19 protein-coding genes are annotated in these 19,309 nt (G+C 65.8%); 11 read left to right on the plus strand and 8 right to left on the minus strand.

The features are described from left to right. Window positions 1–187 precede the first annotated feature (187 nt). The 3 genes from MKAN_RS28280 to MKAN_RS28290 all read left to right on the plus strand — a co-directional run bounded on the left by MKAN_RS28280 (window position 188) and on the right by MKAN_RS28290 (window position 4,200). Complete coding sequence (locus tag MKAN_RS28280) at window positions 188–2,050, plus strand: helicase associated domain-containing protein (protein ID WP_023363516.1); 1,863 nt, start codon at window positions 188–190, stop codon at window positions 2,048–2,050. A 160-nt stretch (window positions 2,051–2,210) separates the two neighbouring features. After that, complete coding sequence (locus MKAN_RS28285; RefSeq protein WP_007172373.1) at window positions 2,211–2,627, plus strand: hypothetical protein; 417 nt, start codon at window positions 2,211–2,213, stop codon at window positions 2,625–2,627. A 385-nt stretch (window positions 2,628–3,012) separates the two neighbouring features. Beyond that, window positions 3,013–4,200, plus strand: a complete 1,188-nt coding sequence (locus tag MKAN_RS28290) for a hypothetical protein (RefSeq protein ID WP_007172374.1) — start codon at window positions 3,013–3,015, stop codon at window positions 4,198–4,200. Window positions 4,201–4,312: 112 nt separating this feature from the next. On the opposite strand, the gene MKAN_RS28295 is transcribed toward MKAN_RS28290, so the two are convergent. The 6 genes from MKAN_RS28295 to MKAN_RS29040 all read right to left on the minus strand — a co-directional run bounded on the left by MKAN_RS28295 (window position 4,313) and on the right by MKAN_RS29040 (window position 9,594). Beyond that, entirely contained in the window at window positions 4,313–4,654 is a 342-nt protein-coding gene (locus tag MKAN_RS28295) for a hypothetical protein (protein ID WP_007172375.1), read from the minus strand. Further along, window positions 4,651–6,357, minus strand: a complete 1,707-nt coding sequence (locus MKAN_RS32670; protein WP_023363520.1) for a PPE domain-containing protein — start codon at window positions 6,355–6,357, stop codon at window positions 4,651–4,653. Before MKAN_RS32670 ends, MKAN_RS28295 begins: the two co-directional genes overlap by 4 nt. Before the next feature lie 16 nt (window positions 6,358–6,373). Beyond that, window positions 6,374–6,679 carry a type VII secretion target gene (locus MKAN_RS28305; protein WP_007172377.1) on the minus strand — a complete coding sequence of 102 codons (306 nt, stop codon included), beginning with the start codon at window positions 6,677–6,679 and terminating at the stop codon, window positions 6,374–6,376. A gap of 75 nt (window positions 6,680–6,754) precedes the next feature. Beyond that, window positions 6,755–7,069: a hypothetical protein gene (locus MKAN_RS28310; protein ID WP_041321561.1), complete on the minus strand. Its 315-nt coding sequence runs from the start codon at window positions 7,067–7,069 to the stop codon at window positions 6,755–6,757. Between the two features lie 27 nt (window positions 7,070–7,096). Next, window positions 7,097–8,617 (minus strand): DUF4226 domain-containing protein, encoded by a 1,521-nt coding sequence (locus MKAN_RS32675; protein ID WP_007172379.1) that lies wholly within the window; start codon window positions 8,615–8,617, stop codon window positions 7,097–7,099. A 221-nt stretch (window positions 8,618–8,838) separates the two neighbouring features. Continuing rightward, window positions 8,839–9,594 carry a DUF2637 domain-containing protein gene (locus MKAN_RS29040; protein ID WP_074021258.1) on the minus strand — a complete coding sequence of 252 codons (756 nt, stop codon included), beginning with the start codon at window positions 9,592–9,594 and terminating at the stop codon, window positions 8,839–8,841. 828 nt (window positions 9,595–10,422) lie between these two features. Between MKAN_RS29040 and MKAN_RS28325 the strand changes: the two genes are divergently transcribed. The 4 genes from MKAN_RS28325 (at window position 10,423) to MKAN_RS28340 (ending at window position 12,502) form a co-directional block, all read left to right on the plus strand. After that, window positions 10,423–11,118 carry a ParA family protein gene (locus MKAN_RS28325; protein WP_007172400.1) on the plus strand — a complete coding sequence of 232 codons (696 nt, stop codon included), beginning with the start codon at window positions 10,423–10,425 and terminating at the stop codon, window positions 11,116–11,118. A gap of 2 nt (window positions 11,119–11,120) precedes the next feature. Further along, window positions 11,121–11,882, plus strand: coding sequence for a hypothetical protein (locus tag MKAN_RS29045; protein ID WP_023363524.1), 762 nt, complete (start codon window positions 11,121–11,123; stop codon window positions 11,880–11,882). Between the two features lie 81 nt (window positions 11,883–11,963). Continuing rightward, window positions 11,964–12,248, plus strand: coding sequence for a type II toxin-antitoxin system Phd/YefM family antitoxin (locus MKAN_RS28335; RefSeq protein WP_007172404.1), 285 nt, complete (start codon window positions 11,964–11,966; stop codon window positions 12,246–12,248). Then, window positions 12,245–12,502: a Txe/YoeB family addiction module toxin gene (locus MKAN_RS28340; RefSeq protein ID WP_007172405.1), complete on the plus strand. Its 258-nt coding sequence runs from the start codon at window positions 12,245–12,247 to the stop codon at window positions 12,500–12,502. The genes MKAN_RS28335 and MKAN_RS28340 overlap by 4 nt, the downstream gene beginning before the upstream one ends. 214 nt (window positions 12,503–12,716) lie before the next feature. Here MKAN_RS28340 and MKAN_RS28345 read toward each other — a convergent pair whose 3' ends face one another. Then, window positions 12,717–13,010 (minus strand): hypothetical protein, encoded by a 294-nt coding sequence (locus MKAN_RS28345; RefSeq protein ID WP_007172406.1) that lies wholly within the window; start codon window positions 13,008–13,010, stop codon window positions 12,717–12,719. A 16-nt stretch (window positions 13,011–13,026) separates the two neighbouring features. Next, window positions 13,027–14,259, minus strand: a complete 1,233-nt coding sequence (locus MKAN_RS28350; RefSeq protein ID WP_023363525.1) for a coiled-coil domain-containing protein — start codon at window positions 14,257–14,259, stop codon at window positions 13,027–13,029. Between the two features lie 477 nt (window positions 14,260–14,736). Between MKAN_RS28350 and MKAN_RS28355 the strand changes: the two genes are divergently transcribed. From MKAN_RS28355 to MKAN_RS28370, 4 genes are all read left to right on the plus strand, one after another. After that, entirely contained in the window at window positions 14,737–15,306 is a 570-nt protein-coding gene (locus tag MKAN_RS28355) for a hypothetical protein (protein ID WP_007172408.1), read from the plus strand. Continuing rightward, a complete protein-coding gene (locus MKAN_RS28360) occupies window positions 15,296–16,396 on the plus strand; it encodes a tyrosine-type recombinase/integrase (RefSeq protein WP_007172409.1) in 1,101 nt (366 codons plus the stop codon). Before MKAN_RS28355 ends, MKAN_RS28360 begins: the two co-directional genes overlap by 11 nt. Before the next feature lie 118 nt (window positions 16,397–16,514). Further along, window positions 16,515–16,727: a hypothetical protein gene (locus tag MKAN_RS28365; RefSeq protein ID WP_007172410.1), complete on the plus strand. Its 213-nt coding sequence runs from the start codon at window positions 16,515–16,517 to the stop codon at window positions 16,725–16,727. Between the two features lie 576 nt (window positions 16,728–17,303). Continuing rightward, window positions 17,304–18,950 carry a ParB/RepB/Spo0J family partition protein gene (locus MKAN_RS28370; RefSeq protein WP_007172412.1) on the plus strand — a complete coding sequence of 549 codons (1,647 nt, stop codon included), beginning with the start codon at window positions 17,304–17,306 and terminating at the stop codon, window positions 18,948–18,950. The last annotated feature ends 359 nt before the right edge of the window (window positions 18,951–19,309 follow it).

Consider the following 19,309-nt stretch of genomic DNA (forward strand, 5'->3'; position numbering starts at 1 on the left):
GCGCGCGCACTGGCGCTTTCACCGGCCTGATTCCGAGCTGTCTACGACCACGAGTCCAAGCTGGCGAACACCATTCACCCACCCAGGGCCGTCCCGCACCTAAATAGGGGCGACTCCCATTCTCCCAGCCTGTGATTCACACATGTGCACAAACATCACGGATCACCCGACGCAGAAAGGACACCAAATGACCACGGCCACACAGGATTTGGTACCACAAACTCCCGCATCGCCGGCCGCCGGCGATCACCCCGAACCGCAGCACGCTGGGCCGCAGCATCGCACACCGACTCGCTGGGCTGACATGCTGGACGAACTGACCGCGTTCATCGCCGAGCATGGCCACGCCCGCATACCCGAGGACTACCGAACTGAAAACGGTCGCTTCCCGGGCCGCTGGCTTAATGAGCAGCGAAAAGCCCACCGCACCAACCTACTTGATGATGAGCGGGCAGCGCAGCTTGCCGCGTTGCTCGGCCCGCGCTGGGCTACACCCCACCAGGCCTATTGGGATGCCATGTTCGCCGCGCTGACCCAGTTCGTCGCTCAGCACGGGCATGCGCGCGTCCCGCAAAACCATGTCTCTCGAGACGGCACCCCGCTCGGAACATGGGTGGGCAACCAACGTTCCCGCCACCAACAAAACACCCTTGACCCCGCACGCGCGGCACGTCTAGAAACGTTGCCCGGCTGGGTATGGCGCGACAGCCGCGCAGACCGCTGGGAACGCGGCTTTGCCGCGCTGACCCAGTTCGTCGCCCAACATGGCCACGCCCGCGTCCCGGGCTCCCACATCACCGATGACGGTCACCGCCTCGGCGCATGGGTAACAGACCAGCGGCGAGACCAGCGCAAAAACCGCCTCGACCCCGCACGCGCGGCACGTCTAGAAACGTTGCCGGGCTGGGCCTGGAACGGGAACGCGGGCCACGAGCAGTGGCTCGAGCAGCGCTGGGAACACGGCTTCACCGCGCTCACCCAGTACGTTGCCGAACACGGCCACGCCAACGTGGCTCGACTTCACATCACCACCGACAACTTTCGCCTCGGCGACTGGGTGGATAACCAACGCGCTTCCCATCAGGACAACCGGCTCAACCCCGCTCGCGCCGCGCGGCTAGCAGCATTGCCGGGCTGGGTATGGCGAGAAAGCCGCGAGGACCTGTGGGAACGGCTCTACGCCACGTTAGGGGCGTATGTGGCCGAGCACGGTCACGCCCGCTTCCCCAACGACTACATCACCAGCGACGGGATCAAACTTGGCCAGTGGGCGCGTGACCAGCGCCGCAAGTACCGCCAAGGCCGCGTCAATGCCGAGCGTGTCGCACGGCTAGAAGCCACGCCCGGCTGGACCTGGAGCGACAGGCTCGACGAGCAGTGGGAACGCGGCTTCACCGCCCTCACCCAGTTCGTCGACGAGCACGGCCACGCCAACGTTGAGTCACGGCATACCTGCAGCGACAGCTTCCACCTCGGTGACTGGGTGTCCGCCCAACGCCGCAAGCACCACCGCGGCGAGCTCGACGACGGCCGCGCCGCACGACTGGAAGCCTTACCAGGCTGGGTATGGCGCCGGCGCGACCGCACCCCAGGCGTTTACTGCGGCTGGGACGGCAGGTTCCGCGCATTGACCCAGTTCGTCGACGAGCACGGCCACGCTCGCGTCCCGTCAGCACACATCACCGGTGACGGCATTCGCCTAGGCCAATGGGTCAACGCACAGCGCCACACCCATCGGCAAGGCGCGCTGGACGCCGACCGTGCGGCACGGCTGGAAGCCTTGCCGGGTTGGGTATGGGGCGCCAGCGGCGAGCAGCGCTGGGAACGTGGCTTCACCGCCTTGACCCAGTTCGTCGACGAGCACGGCCACGCCCGTGTCCCGCACGGCCACATCAGCGCCGACAGGTTCCGGCTGGGTCAATGGGTCAACACGCAGCGCTACACCTACCGGCAAGGCGCGCTGGACCCGCGCCGAACCGCACGCCTGCAAGCGCTGCCCGGTTGGGTCTGGAACAGCGACGCCCCCGGCCGACAGGTCAATGCGGCGTGAGCGTGCGTTCGACGGCGCGGACCCCCGCACCCGAATTCTCGCTGATTCATTGCTAATCGGGAATTCCCGATACTCCCTGCTCCAGACCTTATTGACAAATCGTCGATCCTTCGGCGTGTCACGGTTGCTGCAACCGAACCCCCTGGCAAGGTGAACTTCTATGGCTCCTCCAAGCAAAGGTGATCGCGGCGCGCACATGGTGAAAAACCATCCAGCCGTTACGCAACGTCTCATCGCCATGGCAGAAGAGGCGGGTTCGTCGTCGATGTCTCAGTACATCGCTGACGTTCTGGCTCTCTATGTCGGCCTACCTGAGCATGTTCGCGAGTTCAATCAGCTGCCGATCGCGGCGACCCGGAAGTTGGACGGCCTGCGGGGTGACTCGCGGGACAACAGGATCATGACGCGGCCGCATCGCGAGGTTTCTGAACGGCTTGCTCGACAGGCGGCCCAGTCGGGTTCGCACCGCGGCCAAGTGGCCCCCTATATCGCGGACGTCCTCGCGGTCCACGTCGGGTTGCCCGAGTATGCCCGAACCCCCACCTGCGTTGAGGAGGGCTTGCCGCTGGCCATGTGAAACCCCCTAGCCCGGCCTCCCTTTCGTCTTGGCTGACTCTTGCCGGGCAGATATGACATCTCAATAGGCGGTGCGGCTCTACCCGCTGACATGACGAAGGCCCCGCGTTAACGGGGCCTCTGTCTAGAGGGTTCAAACCGAGTTGGCAGCTCAGTTCCGGGTCCGCACCCGTTGCCCCTGAAAGGGACGTAGCTTGGACAGCTCGTCTCACGGTAGCGCATACCTTGCCGCGGTTCCAGATCCGCCGCGCGAACGGTGTGTAAACCGTGACATTTCTCGCGGCCGAGCTCCTAGTCGGCCGTTTGCTACGCGGCCCCGAACGTATCGCGGTTGTAGCGCTGTTCGCCCGCGGCGCGGTGTCGTGCGCACAACCCCGGTAGCCGAGGTGCTGCAGATCCGCCGCGGCCGCCGACTGCACGGTGGCGATCCCCCGCCGGCGAGCGTGTTCGTCAACCTCGAGCTCGCCGAGGACACCTACGCAGGCGTGCCGTGCTGGTCCGGTGGGGGCGCCTACTGGGCGCACGTCACCGTGGCCGCGGCCTACGACCTGCGCTACACCGAGATCCGGTCGCAGATGACCTCAGGGGGCATCGCCAAACGCACCCTGGTCGCGATCGCGGCCGCCTTCGCCCGCACTGCCGACGCCGACACCGGCCGCAACGCCCGGCCGACCAACGAACAGTTGCAGCGCGCGACCGGGTTTACCGAGCGCACCGTCCAGCGGGCCCGCGAATGCCTGCGCCTGCTTGGGGTGGCCACCGAGGTCCTGCGCGGCCGCCAACGCACCTACATCGAACGTATGGCGTCCTGGCGGATGGGCGATCGCCACCGCGGCTGGGCCTCGGTGTGGGCGCTGCACGACGACGCCCAGGTCAACCGGGTTATCCACACCGTGTCACCCCACCTGGAACGGTCCCCAGTAACCACCCACACCTCACCTTCAGAACGACTGGTTACTACCCACGGGCGCCACAAGGGCGCCCGGCACGGCGTCGCTACGCGCCGCCCAGCTCCAGACGCGGCAGGCTGGCGGCTGGCGGCGGACTGGCGAGCCGATTCGCACGCCCCACCGTGGGCACGCCGCTTCACCCCGACCAGCTGGGCGGCCATGCTCGCCGCGCCGGCGGCCGCCGGCTGGACCCCACGTGACCTCAACCAGCTCATCACCGACTGGCTCGGCGTCGGCCGGCGCATCCCCGACAGCCCCACACGACCGATAGGGCTGCTGGGGGCGATCCTGGCCTGGCACGGCACCGACAACCTGACCGAACGCCCGGCCGCTCTCGACGAGGCCCGCGAAGCTCAAGCCCGCGCCGCCGAAGAACGGCGCCGCGCCCACAGTGCGGCCGAGCACCGCGCACATCTGGCCGGCCGGGCCGCCGGCCAGGCCGCCCAGTCTGGTCCCGGCCACGCTGACGTGTTCGCCGCCCTGGCGGCCGCCCGACAGCGCACCGCGCAGCGTCGAACCGCTGAGGCTGCCGCCGAACAGGCACGCATCGAAGCGCTCATCGACCGCGCCCGCCGCACCGGCACTCCCACCCCGGACGCGACTCGACACGACCTGTGGCGCTAACCTGCGGTGACGCGCGCCCGTACCTCCCCATCGTCGCGGCGGTGAACACCGGCAAGACATGCGATGAGATAGTCGTCGAGATATTTGATGCGATAGCGCGCCGAGTGGTGGGCTACCAGTCGTCGCGCAGTGCCTTGAGCTCGTGCCAGGATGATTCCGGGCCCCAGTACCGGTCGATGATTGCATTACTGGCCTCGAATAAACGATCGAAGCTTTCGCGTAGCACGTCGGTGATCAGATCTTCCAGCCCGGTGTGGGTGTAATCGGCCAGTGCGGTCGGTTTGATGAAAAGGTCGCTCAGATACCCGTCGGAGTCGAAGGACGCTATCACCACGTCGCTGATCGGGTCGCGTTCGCGCATGTTGTGGGCGGCAGCGTTGAGTTCGGCCAGCAACGCTCGCGTGACGCGAAGCCCCTGGTCGACGTCGGCGATTCTTTCCTGAGGGGTGCTCACTGCTTCTTCCGATCATCGGGTCTGGCGCGGCCTTCTCGACGGTTTTTGACCGGCTCGCTGTTGGGCGGCGCCACCACTTTCAGCTTGCGCTCCTGGTAGAGCTGCTTGTTGTCCGGGCCCGATCCCTCACCGCCGCCGCGCATGGGTGGCATCATCGGGCCCATGGCGCCCATCGCCGGGGCCGGTGCTTCGGCTGCCGCCGGCGCCGAGGGTGCCGACGCCGGCGCGGCCGCCGCCGGTGCAGCGACTTCGGGGGGTGCGGCCATAGGGCTCTCCCCGCCCGCGGGCTCGGTGTCACCCCCACCCCCGCCGGCGCCCAGATCATCGGGTGGTGACAGATCGCCGGCCGAGGGAGGCTCCGGTGACTGGGGGGATTGGTCGCCGCCGTGCTGCGGTTCACCGCCGCCGGGATGCTGGCCCAAACCGCTCATCGCCGGCCCGGCCGCCTGTTCTAAGCCCTGTAGTGCCTTTTGGCCCGCGCCGGTCAGGCCGCCCAGAACCCCACCTAGGCCGCCGACGACGCCGCCCATGATTCCCGGGATGACTTCCGAAGGCAGTGAGCTTGCCGTCGCCGGTAGGGCATCGGTCAGTGGGTCCGCGGGGGCCGCCGGGTCGGGGGCGCCGGGCGGCCATGTCGGCCCCGGTGTCAGGTTCTCTCCTAGACCAGGACCTCCCTGCACCGGGTCCACCGGTGCGCTCTTGGGTGAATGCTGTGGTTGTCGTGGTCCCACCGGGCCGTCACCGGCTCCGGTCGGCGGGGTAACCGGCGCAACATCTGGGCTTGGGCCCGGCGGCGGCTTGGGTACGTCGGGCTGTCGTGGCGCCGCTTCGGAGAACGTGTACGTGGTGAACCCGGCCGTCGAGGCCGAGTAGAGCTTGCTGACCTTCACTTGCGCATTGACCACGGCCACCCGGTGGGCGCCGCCGGCGCGGGCATTGGACTGCAACGCGGCTTTGAGCTCCCGCTCGGCGTCCAGCACGTGGCGATACGGCGGGACATCAGTGACGACTTTGGAGAAGTTCTGAATGTGGGCTTTGGCCTGCTCAGCCAGGCCGTCGACATAGTGGGCATGGCCTTCATACCAGGTCTGAAGTGCCCGCATCTTGGTCGTGGCTGCATCGGCGGATTTTGCTTGCCATCCATCACCGGCCGTGCTGATCGCGGTGCCCAGTTGATCGGCAGCCTCACGCAGTTGTTTGGCTTCGCCGCGCAGGCTGGTTTCCATGGCCTGCCAGGTCTGCTTGCCCGTGCCGGCCCGGCCGGTCTCAATCAACCTGGCGATGTCACGCGGGCTGGTGGGGACTTCACCGGCGGGCAGACCGCCACCTGCCCCGCCTGACACGAGATCCGCGGGCACCACAGGCGCGGCCGGTAGGGACCGCGTAGCCGACACCGCCCGCACAGCCCCACCCGATCCCGCGCTGCCCAACGTCCCTGCGGACTGCACTTCCTGCTCGTCGTAAGCGCCGGCGCTGGCATCGAGTTTCACCCCGAACTGGCGCGCCATCGTGTTGGCCATCGTGGTGTATTTGCGAGCCAAGCTCACCTGTGCGGTGAAACGGGTGCTCGCGCCCACCGACACCATGTCCGCGGCGCTTGGCTGCACCTGACCCGAACCGGGCGTTGCGGTCCCGCCCGCCGCGTCGGCCTGACGGCCCGCCGAGCGGACAACGTCGGTGTCAACCCGTACTGAATCCGCCACCGCGCAAGCCCTATGGTTAGGTTTGCAGGGTTTGCTGGTTGTCGGCTTCGGTCTGCTGGTAGGAGGCCAGGCTGGACCGAATATGGCCAGCCACACCCTCGCAGTATTGTCCCAGCGCCTGACCGGCCTCAGCACGTGCCTGCAGCGTCTCGTTCAACGCCTGACGCACTTCCCATCCGATGTCGCCGAAGCGTTGTCCCACGCTTTGCGCTGTGCCAGGGTCGACGCTGAGGCGCTCACGCACCCGCGGACCCTCTTGATCCCACCATTGCGCGTGCTGATGCCACTCGTCGAAATCCAGCGTCGCACTATTGCCGGCCACCGCATACCTCCCATTGAACTGGCTGTTTGCTAAGCCTAACAACGACTTAGCGGGCTACGCATCGGTCGGCGCTGGCTAAAAATCGATCGTGTGCCGGTATTCGTCGACGTCGGTCAAACTGGGCCACCCCGGGGTCGTCGGCAGCGCTGTGCCGTATTCCTCGATGACACGCTGGCGCTGTTCGGCGCGGGCCCGCATCAACGCCAACCGGTGCAGACGCATAATCCGATCCGCCAGTATCTCTGCGGTCCACGACCGGGTGACCTCGGGTTCGAGCTGGACCTGCAGCCCCTCCCCTTGCCAGTCGACCGCGACCATCAAGGCGCCGTCGGCCGACCACTCCGCGACAGTGGGAATGGCACCTTCCTCTGGCAGCTGTTCGTCGGTCACCGCGACTCCCGCATCAAGGCCCCACATTTAGGTACCGCTGGTATTCGTTGTCGTCGGCTGGCCCGCCGGAGCAGGGCTGCCCGGCGCAGGCGGCGCAGCGGGAGTACCCGCCAGCCCAGGTGGGTCGATCCAGCCCGAAAAATCACCTGTCGGCAGGGCACTTTGTGGTTGTAGCTGCCCATCCAGCCAGATTTTGCCATTACCCATGTACATCACCGGGTCACGACTCTTAAATTGCGCGATTTCACCGGGCACCAAATGACTCGGGTCGGCCGGAGCGGTCACCGGTGTACCTGGAGGCGGCAGCTCCACATGAGCCTGCTTCCAGGCATCAGTGACGGTCTGCCCGTTGAGGACCCCACGCACCGCCGCGGCGTGTTGGGCCGTTGTTGCCGTCACCGGAGAACCGTCCGGCATCTGCACCACCTGGCTTGGGTCACCACCCGCACTGGCCGGGACCGCGGCCGGCGGGGCAGGCTGGGTGCTCGGCGCAGGCTGCGTCGTCCCCGCGGGCTGAGTCTGCCCGTTCTTGCTGCCGGTGTCGTCCTTACCAGCCGCCCCGTCATTGTTTTTCCCGCCATCACTGTCACCCTTGCCGTGCGGGCCGTCTTCGAAATCGTCGGACTTGCCGTGATCGTGAGCGCCGGTGTCTTTAAACCCGTCTCCACCGCCCTGACCGGCAAGCCCACTCAGGCCGCCCAGGCCGCCCAGGGCGTCCATCGGCAGTGAGCCTGCCGCCCCACCCAAGGCGCCCGGAATCGAACCCAGACCCGCCATCGCAGGACCCAACATCGACAGCGGATCACCCATGCCCGCTCCCCCCAAGCCCGCCAACGGGTCGGTCAATCCCCCACTGCCCGTAGGGGTTCCGCCCCCACCGGCGCCCCCGCCATCACCACCACCGCTGCCGCCATCACCACCGCCACCGCCGCCGTCAGTGGTGTTACCGCCCGTGTCACCGTTGCCGCCATCACCGCCGCCGCCGTTCGCCCCACCTGCGCCCTTTTTCTTCGGATGATCCCCACCCGCGGTACCGCGGTACTCATCACCCAGGGCGGCCAGCAACTCAGCCTGTTTTTTGCTATCGACCTTCGAGCTGTCCAGAACCTGTTGAATCTCGGCCAGCTGACCATCCAAGAATTGGTTGAACAACGCCATCGCGTGCGGATCATTGGCCATCTGTGGGTTCGCCGCCAGCGCGCGGCGCGCTGTCTCAATGTTGCCCACGATCCCACTAATTTTCGACCGGGCCGCATCATTGGCGGCGAAGATCTGTTTCAGCAGGTCAGATAGCTTGTCATCCGTCTGATTCACCGCCCCGCTCGCCTGCTGATAGGTGGTTCCGGCCTGATCGACGCCCTGCTGTAAACCACTGGGGCCGTTGGGAACTTGCGGCGCCGGCCCCCACGGCGGGCCTGCGTTGGGCAGCGGACCCGGCCCCCACTGCTCGGGTGGCCCATCATCGCCGCCGTCCCCGCCATCATCATCCCCGTCGAATATGCCCGTCAGGTCATCCAACAGGTCATCGAAGACGTCAAATAAGCCCATCGCGGCCGAATCCCCTCTAAGTGCAGGTCGTTGGGCAAAACGCTACCGCCGCCTGCCGGCACTATGCGACGGTCGCGCCCCACCGATTTGGATCGATTCGCCGCCCATCCCCGACCGGTCAGCAAGCGCGTGAGATATTCCATGAGATAACGCAGCAGATAGCGCACGACATAGCGGCATCCAGCTTGCGAACGTGGAATTTCCCTGTTTGAGGTGCGGACTTACACCTCGCCGGTCGCCATGCCCAGCGCCGCACCGGCAGCGTCGCGAATCTTTCCCACCGTGTCGTGGTGCAGCCCGACCTCCGGCTTCGCCCCGATCGCGCGCAGAGAGAGCGCTGGCCGAGACTCATACAAGTACCGCAGCACCTGCACCATCTTGTCGGTAGGCACACTCGGGCAGTACCCCTCTTCGTGCAGCTTGGCCGCCGCTGCCTCCCACCGGTCCATTCGCTGCGCGGCCAGCTCCAGCGCCCGGTCACGCACCTGCGAGCGCGCATCCGGCGGTGGCACCGGATCAAACCGCCACAAGATCCCCAGAATGTGCGTGGTCGCCAATAGCGCCACCGGCGGGACGCACGCCAACCCTGCTGACCCCCACCGCATCCACGACACCAGATGCCCGGTAGATAGCCACGCGTGCAAGCCATTACCGCCGACACTCACCAACGCCCCAACACCTAACACTGTCCACAGAAAAACCCGGTTCCAGAACTGCGCGCGATACGGCGCCAACGACACGATTACCAGGGTCGCGAGAATGATCACACCGTCAACAAGCAGCGGCGACAACCACGACGGCCAGCCCGGCCACGCCGTCATCGCGGCAAGACTTCGCAGCGAATTGAACGACAAGACGAAGCTGATGGTCGCGATAAACACCGTGAGCCACACGGATGCGGTGCGGCTTCGGATCACGAGGCGCAAGGTCCGCTCGGCGTCGTCGTGCGCCTCTTCGCGCCTCCGGGAGGCAGGCATAGGCGACCGCGATTCCGTATGGAGCTCACCACTGCCGGTTGGTTGCCGCGGTTCGATCGGACTGCCGACCGTGCTCGTCTCGAGGTCACGGTCGCCCGGGATCACTGCGCCATTGCGGCGGGCTTCAACGGTCGTCACCTCGGTATATCCCCCCCTCCGCGCCGTTAAGCTGGTAAATGATCAAGAAACGCTCCACAGGGAAACCTACCGGCCCCAAAGCGCTTACGCGCTGCTCGCGGCGATGCAATTTGGGGCCCTTCGCTGCGCACCCCGAACTGTGGCGCAAGACAATCCGCGAGACATCCCGTGCGAGCACAGCTGACATATCGCGTGCGATAGTGCGTGAGATAGCGGTCGTACTATCGTACGAGGTACCGCAAGAGGGGTCGCGCACGACAGGGCGCGCGGTATCATGGCACATAACGCGAGAATCAGTGCACGCGATCATGCGTGACTTATTGCAGACAACAGCACACGCATTGCGCCACGGGATAGACAACGGCAGATGGTGCGGCCCATCGCACGCGTTACCTCACGCATCCTGACACGCCGCAGCGTGTGCAGTAGCGCGCGCGTGCAGCTACGCGCTATGCTTCGCGTAGCTGCACGCGGGGGAGTTGGACGTAGCGGGCGGAGGGCCCCTTTTCGGGCCCCGCTTCTCGGCACGACCCCCCCAGGTAGGGCCCCCCTGTGAAGGAGAGAAGGTTTCCCTTGTCTAATCCATCAACCCTTGAGGCAGCCCGGCGCCTCGCTGTCAGTGACCCGGACCCGCAACTCCTCGCGACCTTGCAAGACCTCATAGTGGCGGTCGCAGCGCACAAAGGGGGAGTGGGTAAAACCGAAATCGCCAAAGAGCTGGCCTGGCTGCTCGCCGGCATCCTCATCGACTTCGACTGGGACCGCGGCGGCGCCTCCCGTGCTTGGGGATACCGCTACGAAACCCGCACCAATGCGCCGCTGCTTGATGCCATGGAAAACAGCCGAACACCCCGCCCGCTCACCGGAGGCCCTTTCCGCGCTGATCTGGTCCCATCCCACCCCGACTGGGGCAATAACCAGCCCCCGCAAGACCACGTCACGACCCAGCTTGAGAAATGGTCCGCCGAATGGCGCCGACCCCTCGTCATCGATACCCACCCTGGTGGGGGAGACGACGCCAACCCCAGCGCCTCCGGAGCCATCGCTGCCGCCAACGTCATCGTTGTACCGATCGTCCTGGAAACCCGGCCTCTGGAAGCCCTCGAAGGCATGGCCGACGAACTTCGCGCCTTCCCGCTGCTCATCATCCCCAACATGGTCGACGCAGCTCCGCGCAAGATGGTCGACTGGCTACAACGCATCAGCGAGACCTACAACGTCCCCGTAGGCCCATCAATCGGCAAATACGGCTGGCTCAGCCGCCGATCCCTACGTATGGCCGTCGCAGCGCGCACTCCCGTGCCCGCCAAGAACCGCCAATTCGTCGACGAGATCACCGACGTCGCCCGGGCGGTAATCACCTACACCCAGAAAGCCCAAGGCTGACCATGAGCGACAACCTCGGCGGTATCCATCAACTCCACGAGCGTCGCGCTCGCCGCACCCGCCAAGCCCCCCAGCCGCGCCACCCCAAGCTCGGGGCGGCCGAAGCGCTCGATCAACCACTCACCGCCCAGGACGGCCGTAGCGACACCACCACCACCACGGCGGCGACTCCGCCTGCACCAACGCCCTCACCGCCCCCAGCCGAGCCGCAAGCCACAGCGCCAGCAGAATCCCAGCCGGCGGCCGAATCACACGACCGCGCCACGGCAGAAAACGACGCCATCGAAGATGTCTCGCACGACAAGGCTGACAGTGACCCCGGCGCGATGCCAACACTGGACATCGATCCTGACGACCCCACCGCCCACATCGTTTCGCCGACTGTCCTGAGCATCCCGGCCTCGATCGTCAAACGGTTCGAACGCGCCCGCGCCCACGCCCCCAGTCACACAGCCCTCGTGCTCGATGCGCTCCGCGCACATGCCCAGGAACTTCCAACGCTCATCCTCAACCGCCGACCCGGCCCAAAACCCGGCGACCTCTTCCCCTTCCGTGAAGCCCCGGGCCGCACGTCCCAGGACACACCCCTCCCGGTACGCATCCGCCCGACCAAAGGCGAACTTGCAGTCATGAAGACCCTTACCGACTGGGCCAGCGCTCGCATCGCCAAACAGCGCCCCGGAACACGCGAAACCAACAGGTCTGAAATGGTCGCTGCTGCCTTGGACGTCTTTCTTCCGCCTCTCAAGAAGACCTCGCCCTGAGGCACACGAACCCCAAACGCCGTACGATAATGCCGTACAATAACGGTACTGGGTATTGGTACGGTTGGAAGGGCCGAGGTCATGGCTATCAGTGCAAGTGAGGCCCGGCAGCGCCTCTTTCCGCTGCTTGAACAAGTCAACACCGACCACGAGCCTGTGCGAATTACGTCCAAGGCCGGAGATGCAGTGCTCATGTCGGCCGCTGACTACGATTCGTGGCAAGAAACGGTCTACCTCCTGCGTTCCCCCGAGAATGCCCGCCGACTCATGGAGGCCGTCGCCCGAGACAACGCCACCCGGCCCACCCCCGGCAGCTACACCAAGTCGATCGACGAACTCGAGGAGATGGCCGGCGGCCAGGAGTGAGAAGCATCAACTTCGATCCCGCCGCGTGGGAGGACTTTCTATTTTGGCTGGCTTCCGACCGCAAAACAGCACGGCGCATCACCAGACTCATCGCAGAAATCCAGCGCAACCCGTTTGCTGGGATTGGAAAACCAGAACCGCTCAAGGGTGAACTATCCGGGTACTGGTCGCGGCGCATCGACGACGAACACCGGATCGTCTACCGCGCAGATGATCACGAAATCAAGATCCTCAAAGCCCGATACCACTACTGACCAGCTTGAAACTCGACTGGTCTAGGTGTCCACGCGTACCAAGATCTCGTACTCGGGCGGGCGGTGAAATCGCAAGTATGTGAGGCGATGCCGGCCGTCCACGATCGCCTGGCCTGCGATGCGCAGCGGGCTTGCCAGCCAGGCACGCGAGAGACCGACGTCGCCGCAGTGAGGCCGCGCCCAGTCGTCCCACTCAGAATCGAAGGCCAGCGGCTCATTGAAGCAGGGGCGCTGATCGGGACAGGTCGGTGGCGGCCTCCACGTCATCGAGCAGGCCTGAGCTCCACGACGTCTGAGTGAGCGCGTACAAGACGATCCGTCGATACTCAGGATCGTCGGTCAGGTAGGCGCGTTTGTGGGCCGCGGCGCTGAAATGGCGGTCGTCGCCGAGGTAGGCACGCAGCTGGCGCTCGAGCTGCTTGTACGGATGGTTCGGGCCTGCGTTCTTGCCCAGGCCCGAAGGCCAAGGCAACGAGCCCAGACGGCGGATCACGAATCGGTGGACCATCGTCGAGGTCCTCGGATCATTTCTTCTCGGGGGCTGGACGCGATGATCGTTTCGACGGTGGTCGGGGAGAGCTGCTCGGCGGTGCTGTTTGAGGGAGTTGGGCGCGATACGCGGCGCTGGTTTCACGGGCGAGTGCCAAGGCCTCAGTGAGGGTGTGCACCCGTTCGTCGGCGCTACGTTGCATTTGGGTGAGCTGTTCGGTGTGGTCGATACGAAGCCTTTCTCGTTCTGCCCGTGCGTCGTCGCGTAGTCGCTCGAGCTCTTGGTTGAGCGATGCCAAGGCTTCCCGTTCGGCTTCTATCGTTCGCTGTGCGGCCGTGGCCTCAGCACGCGCAGTGGCGAGATCGGCGCGCAGACCGGCTAACTCGGCTGCGGTCTGCTGCGTGGCCTCGCGTGCGGAGTCGACCTGGGCCTGGAGGCGTTGACGTTCTTCTTCGGCCGCGCGGCGAGTTTGGTCGAGTTCACGACGCACCGCGGCAGCGGTGTGGCGCTCACGCTCGGCCGCCTCGTCGGCGGCCTGTTGGGCGGCCTGGGCCGAGGCGGCCTCAAGTTGGGCGGCATTGGCGTCGCGGCGCGCTTGGTCAAGTTCGGCGCTGCGGTGCGCGAGTTCGTTTTGGTGTTCGGCCTGCGCTGCCGCCAACTGCTCCTGCGCGCTTGCTACCGCGCTCTGGGCCTCGGCGCGAACCTGGGCTATCTCGGCTTGCAGCTCCTCGCGCACACGCGCCGTTTCGGCGATCGCGTCCTCGGCCAGCGCATCGGCTTCTTCGCGTTCACGCTCGGCGGTCTGTTCGCGCTCGTTAGCCTGCCGGGCGGCGCGCTCAGCGGCCGCGCTGCGTCGCTCGGCCTCAGTCACCTTCGCGAGCGCGTCCCGGTGCGCATCTTCAACCTCGGCGCCCGCAGCCTCGACGTCGCCGGCCGCCCGCAGCTGGACCACCAAGTCATCGAGGTACACGCGCAGGTCCGCCACCTTCTCCGGTAATTCGTCCAACCGCTGCTCCAAGGTGGCCCGGGCCAGGGACACCCCGGAGGCCAGCCCAGCGTCCTCCTGCGTCGCGACCGAACCACGCTGCGCGCGGCGGGCCCGCCACGCGTTGGCGCGGTTATGCACCGGCCCGCCGGAGCTGTCGGGCTGTTCGCAGTATCGCGACGGACGGCCCGTGGCTGGGTCCGGCCGGCTAGTGCGTGTGCAGCCGGGGTAGTTACAGCGATCCCGCGGCGCGGAGTCGTCCGTCGGGGCAGTTTCGCTCATTCCGTCATTTTACCGCTTTCGTCGCCACAGAGCAATGACGCAACGAAACGAAACGAAAATACGAAACGAAACTACGAAACGGATCGCGCCGGACACGCGTGTGCCGGGCAGCGATGGTCAGATTGCTGCGGCGCGCGGTGCCTGCGCGCCGATGACGCGGCCCAAACCCCCCGTCACTGTGACGAAAGCTGCGGCGACGGCCCCTACGGCCACCCGGGGTGAATAGTTGGCAACGCCGGAACATATGCCGGCCGGCTCGGCGATGTCAGCAGCCGCTGCAGAGACACCAACTCATCGCCACGCTCGTGCCTCAACCCTCAAATAGCAAACGGCAAGTCCCGCTGGCGGCGGTCAGGCTCGACCCAAACCGCGAAATTTGCCACACCAGCCGTCATTCTCATGCATAACAGCTATTATGCATGAACAATGTCGGCGACCAGCCGCACTCGCCCACCCGCGCACCAAGGAATGTGAGACATGACCAGCCAGGCCACGTGGCCGCCACCAGCGTCAATCGACGATCTTCCCAGGGACGGGTGGAGCTGGAGTGATTTCAGCCGACCCGTGTTCGAGTTCGCGCAGGTGCTTTCCGACACGAACGCTGTCGCGTGGTCGGGTGATTCGTGGGCGTTCTGGGAAAAGCCCTGGGATTGGGACAATGCACATGCGTTGTGGGAGAAGCTCGGTAAGCCTCGCCGAGACGATCCCACGTGGATGCGCTTCGTCCACGCGGTCGACACCCACACCGAAGCCGAACAGTTGACCGCCCTGCAAAACACCGGTCGTCTTCCCGCGCTGTGGTGGGAGGATGACGGCGAGTGGTCCACATTCACCAAAGTGCTTGTCTCAGCGGGCCATAGCTATCTTTCTGGCTACGTGACTCCAACCCGCACCCGCACGGCGCGATGGCGTGACGTATTCCGCTGGACCTTCGACGCACCCCATGCCGACTGGGTAGCACTCGGCCGGCCCCAGCGGCGTACCCACGGGTGGGCCGAATTCCTCATCAAGTGGCGCATGCCCGGACCGGCTCGCCGTGGCGGGTGAAACACGTCCACGGACCCCGAGCCCGAGCCGTGGACGCACTGATGCCCAACGACCTAGCTGGTTCCGCGCATTCCTCACCGACCGCGCTACCCGCAAGCCATCGCCGCACACCCTGCAGGCCTACCGACAAGACTTCGACGCGATCGCCAGCGCCATCACCGGCGCCGACCCAGGACAAGACCTGTCAAGGCTCGACCCGCTTGACCTCACCAAAGATGCGCTGCGCCAAGCCTTTGCGGCCTACGCTGGCTCCCACGAAGCAGCCTCGATCCGCCGCTGCTGGTCGACATGGAACACCTTGTGCACCTACCTCTACACCACCGAACTGCTCCCCGGAAATCCTATGCAGGTGATCGGCCAACCCAAACCGGCCAAGGCCCTTCCCCGATCACTTCCCGCCGAGGCCGCTGAAGCACTCATCACCGCGATAGAGGCGCCGGCGGCCAACAAACGCGCGACCGACTGGCCCGAGCGCGACCGCGCCATCATCTTGACGGCCCTGCTGGCCGGGCTGCGCGCGGCCGAGCTCCGGGGCGCCAACATCGGCGACCTACGTCTCAGCGACGGCGGTGGGGTCCTTCGGGTACGCGGAAAAGGCGGCAAGCACCGTTCAGTTCCTATCGAACAAGCCCTCGTCGACGTCCTCAACAGCTACCTCACCACCCGGGCGGCCCGCTTCCCCGCCACCACCCGCGGGCGATCGGGCCAAAATCCGCGGCCACAGTGGCCAGCCAGCGCGGCTCTGTTCGTCGGCCGCGATGGCGCCCGAATCACCCGCGGCGCTTTGCAATACCGTGTGCTGCGCGCATTCAACCTGGCCGGGCCCGACGCCCAGCGCACCCCCGGCGCGATGGTTCACGCGCTCCGGCACACCTACGCCACCGAGCTCGCCGGCGCCAACATCAGCGTCTACACCCTCATGAAGCTGCTAGGCCATGAATCCATGGCCACCTCGCAACGCTACGTCACCGCCGCTGGCTCTGAAACCCGCTCGGCCGCCGCGCAAAACCCACTCTATGAACTACTCGCTCCCACAGTCGAGGGCGACGGCGATCGCCCAGCGGCCTCGCCCGCAGATTCGACGCAATAACCTCGCACTGGCCATCGCACAACGCACTGCCAGCTGGGAGAATTGGACCAACAGCGGCTAGGACGGCTTGTGTCAGACCCGGTCGGTAATCTAAGGCGAACCCGCAATCAGCGCTGAAATGGTGAAGGCCGAGCGAATGCAGATTCTGGTACTAATCCTGATAAACGTCACCGGCATCATGGCGCCGTTGCTGATCCTGCGCATCATGCGGGCGCCGGTCTCGGCTCTCATCGCCACCGCCGTGATGGACGCCATGGTCTGGGCCGCCATGTTCATCTTCGACCCTGTCGGCAAGTACCTCATGCCCCTGTTATCCCAGCTCCATTCATAAGCGTTGGGCAATTAAGACATTCCGGCGCCGCCTTTAACGTCCATCAAGAGCTTGCAGCGTGCACGAATCACCAAGGGACGGCGTGTAAATCGTGTACTGGCAGTGCTGGCAACGGTGTGAGCGGTGCATTCGTCGTTCGCAACGGCAGTGTGCTATGCCAACGAGCACCTGGTGCGCTCCGAGTTGCGCGCCGCATTCCGGACAGTGCGACGGGCGGTGTTCTTCCCACCCGCGCCGGGTCTGCACAAGCCGCATTTTTGCGATGGTAGCGGGGAATTGAAGTTGAAGCGCCTGCGGCGCTGCTGAATGGCTTGGGCCTTGCCCAAGCCCATGTTTGTTTGCCTTTCTGGCTTTCGATTATGCCGGCGGTCCGCTTCGCGTCAAGGCCACGGCCTGCGCTTCGCTTCGGGCACAAGGCTCGCACAGTTCCCCGGCACGCTCGCTTCGCTCGCGGCGGCCAACTGTGCGCCCGGACCTTGCACTCCGCGTCCCTATGCCGGCCCAAATCTCAATTGCCAGAAGGCAAACAGAACAGGCGGCCATGCGGACGCCTGACCCACCCAGAAAGGTTCAACCATGACCGACATCACCAGCACCGACACTGCGGGCAATGCCACTGACCAGCCGATCGGCACCTTGGAACACCTTGATCCGGCGTTGCTCGACATTGGTGACAATGTTCGCGACGATGCCGCGCTGAGCAAGGCGTTCATCGCCAACATCGCCGAAAATGGCGTCCTGGTGCCGATTACGGCTGTCCGCGACGCGGAACGGCCCGAGGTCATCCGTGTCCGCAACGGACAGCGGCGCACTCTTGCTGCCCGCGAAGCGGGATTATCCAGCGTCCCCGTCTATGTGCTGCCGTCCACTGCTGCCGATGCCACCCAGGAAACCATCGACCGCATCGTGCACCAGATCGTCACCAACGATCAAAAGCTCGACATCACCGACGCGCAACGGGCGCGCGGTATCCAGCAGATGATCGATGCGGGGATGTCGGTGACCAAGGTGGCCAAGAAGCTGTCTGTGGGCAAGGACGCTGTGAAGGCCGCCCACACGGCCTCGCGGTCGGCGACGGCCATGGATGCGCTGGCTAGTGGCCAGCTGAGCCTGGTCGAAGCGGCGGCGATCACCGAGTTTGAGGACATGCCCGGTGCCGTTGAGCGGCTGATGAGTGCGGCTGACAGCGGCTGGTTCGAGCACACGGTCGCCCAACTGCGCCAGCAACGTGCCACTGACGAGGCCCGCGCCCAAGTGGCCCCGGCCTACGCCGACAAGGGGTTCACTCTCCTTGAGCAGCGCCCGGATTCGTGGGACCCGGCTTGCATCCCGCTGCATCACCTGGTGACCGCTGACGGGGAGGAAGCCGACGACGACGCGGTGACGCACCCCGCCCATTGGGCTGTGTTGCTCGTTGAGGACACCGCATGGTGCGACGTGGAAACCGGTGAAGTGATTGACGAAGAGAGCGTGGACTGGGAGACCGAGGATCAGCCGGACGCCACACCCGCAGAGGGGATGCGCCACGCCAACACGGTCACCGAGGCGCAGGTGTTCACTCCCGATTACTACTGCCTCGACTACCGCGCCGCCGGTCTGACGCCGCAGAGCTGGTTCGCGCGGCAAGCCGGGCTGGTGGACACCGACACCGGCGAAGCAGTCGACCTGGACGACGAGGCCCGCGAAGCCGCACGCCAGCAGGCGGCGATCGAGCGGGCCGAGACCGAAAAGCGTGAGCGCCGTAAAGTGTTGGCGCTCAACAAGCTCGGTGATGCGGCCCTTGGCGTGCGGCGTGATTTCGTCAAGAAGCTGTTGGCGCGAAAGACACCTCCCAAGGGCGCCGGTCTCTTCGTGGCGGACTGCTTGGCCCGTGACAGTGCGTTGCTCACGAACAACAACGCGCTGGACACCACCGCCGAACTGCTCGGACTCGACAGCGGCCAGGCCGTGGCCAAGCTCGTGGCCGAGCTACCCGCCAACGGCGACGCACGCGCGCAGGTGATCACGCTGGGCCTGATTCTCGGTGCGCTCGAATCGCGCACCCCCAAGGATGCTTGGCGCAACAACAGCGGCTGGTGGGGCCATCACGTCGGCGGCGCTGAGTACCTGCGCTGGCTCGCCGACAACGACTATCCGCTGGCTCCCGTCGAGGAAGTCGTGACCAAGGCCAAAAGCACCGACGAGGTGTATGAGCAGTACTTGGCTGATGCGGTAAAGGAGTAGCGCGCCGCTCGGGTGGGGTCAGGGCTGCGGCTCTGGCCCCACCTTGGGCGATGGCGATCCGCCCCCGTCATGCCCTGCTGCGTGTTCGCTGCGGCGGCAGCAGCATCACGATGCCCGCCGTTGGCGGCTAAACACGTTCTGCCTTCTGGGCTTTCGATTCTGACCGGCCGGGTCGCTACTTGCAAGGCGCCGGCCTCCGCGCTGCTGCGGGCCGGTGGCTCGCGAACTTTTCCCCAAGCCGCTCGCTGGCGCTCACTGGGAAAACTTCGCGCCCGGGCCTTGCATTCCACGACCCGCGGGCCGGTCTATATCCCCAATGCCAGAAGGGCAAAAGAATGGCATCAAATAACAGGAAGCGC

The organism is Mycobacterium kansasii ATCC 12478 (genome assembly GCF_000157895.3).
GTDB classification, from domain to species: domain Bacteria; phylum Actinomycetota; class Actinomycetes; order Mycobacteriales; family Mycobacteriaceae; genus Mycobacterium; species Mycobacterium kansasii.

Bases quoted from the DNA above. Each gene is read 5' to 3' on its own strand.
- MKAN_RS28365 (WP_007172410.1), top strand. From the start codon at position 16,515: ATGGTGAAGGCCGAGCGAATGCAGATTCTGGTACTAATCCTGATAAAC.
- MKAN_RS28350 (WP_023363525.1), bottom strand. From the start codon at position 14,259: ATGAGCGAAACTGCCCCGACGGACGACTCCGCGCCGCGGGATCGCTGT.
- MKAN_RS29040 (WP_074021258.1), bottom strand. From the start codon at position 9,594: ATGCCTGCCTCCCGGAGGCGCGAAGAGGCGCACGACGACGCCGAGCGG.
- MKAN_RS29045 (WP_023363524.1), top strand. From the start codon at position 11,121: ATGAGCGACAACCTCGGCGGTATCCATCAACTCCACGAGCGTCGCGCT.
- MKAN_RS28285 (WP_007172373.1), top strand. From the start codon at position 2,211: ATGGCTCCTCCAAGCAAAGGTGATCGCGGCGCGCACATGGTGAAAAAC.
- MKAN_RS28335 (WP_007172404.1), top strand. From the start codon at position 11,964: ATGGCTATCAGTGCAAGTGAGGCCCGGCAGCGCCTCTTTCCGCTGCTT.
- MKAN_RS32675 (WP_007172379.1), bottom strand. From the start codon at position 8,617: ATGGGCTTATTTGACGTCTTCGATGACCTGTTGGATGACCTGACGGGC.
- MKAN_RS28280 (WP_023363516.1), top strand. From the start codon at position 188: ATGACCACGGCCACACAGGATTTGGTACCACAAACTCCCGCATCGCCG.
- MKAN_RS28355 (WP_007172408.1), top strand. From the start codon at position 14,737: ATGACCAGCCAGGCCACGTGGCCGCCACCAGCGTCAATCGACGATCTT.
- MKAN_RS28370 (WP_007172412.1), top strand. From the start codon at position 17,304: ATGACCGACATCACCAGCACCGACACTGCGGGCAATGCCACTGACCAG.
- MKAN_RS28345 (WP_007172406.1), bottom strand. From the start codon at position 13,010: ATGGTCCACCGATTCGTGATCCGCCGTCTGGGCTCGTTGCCTTGGCCT.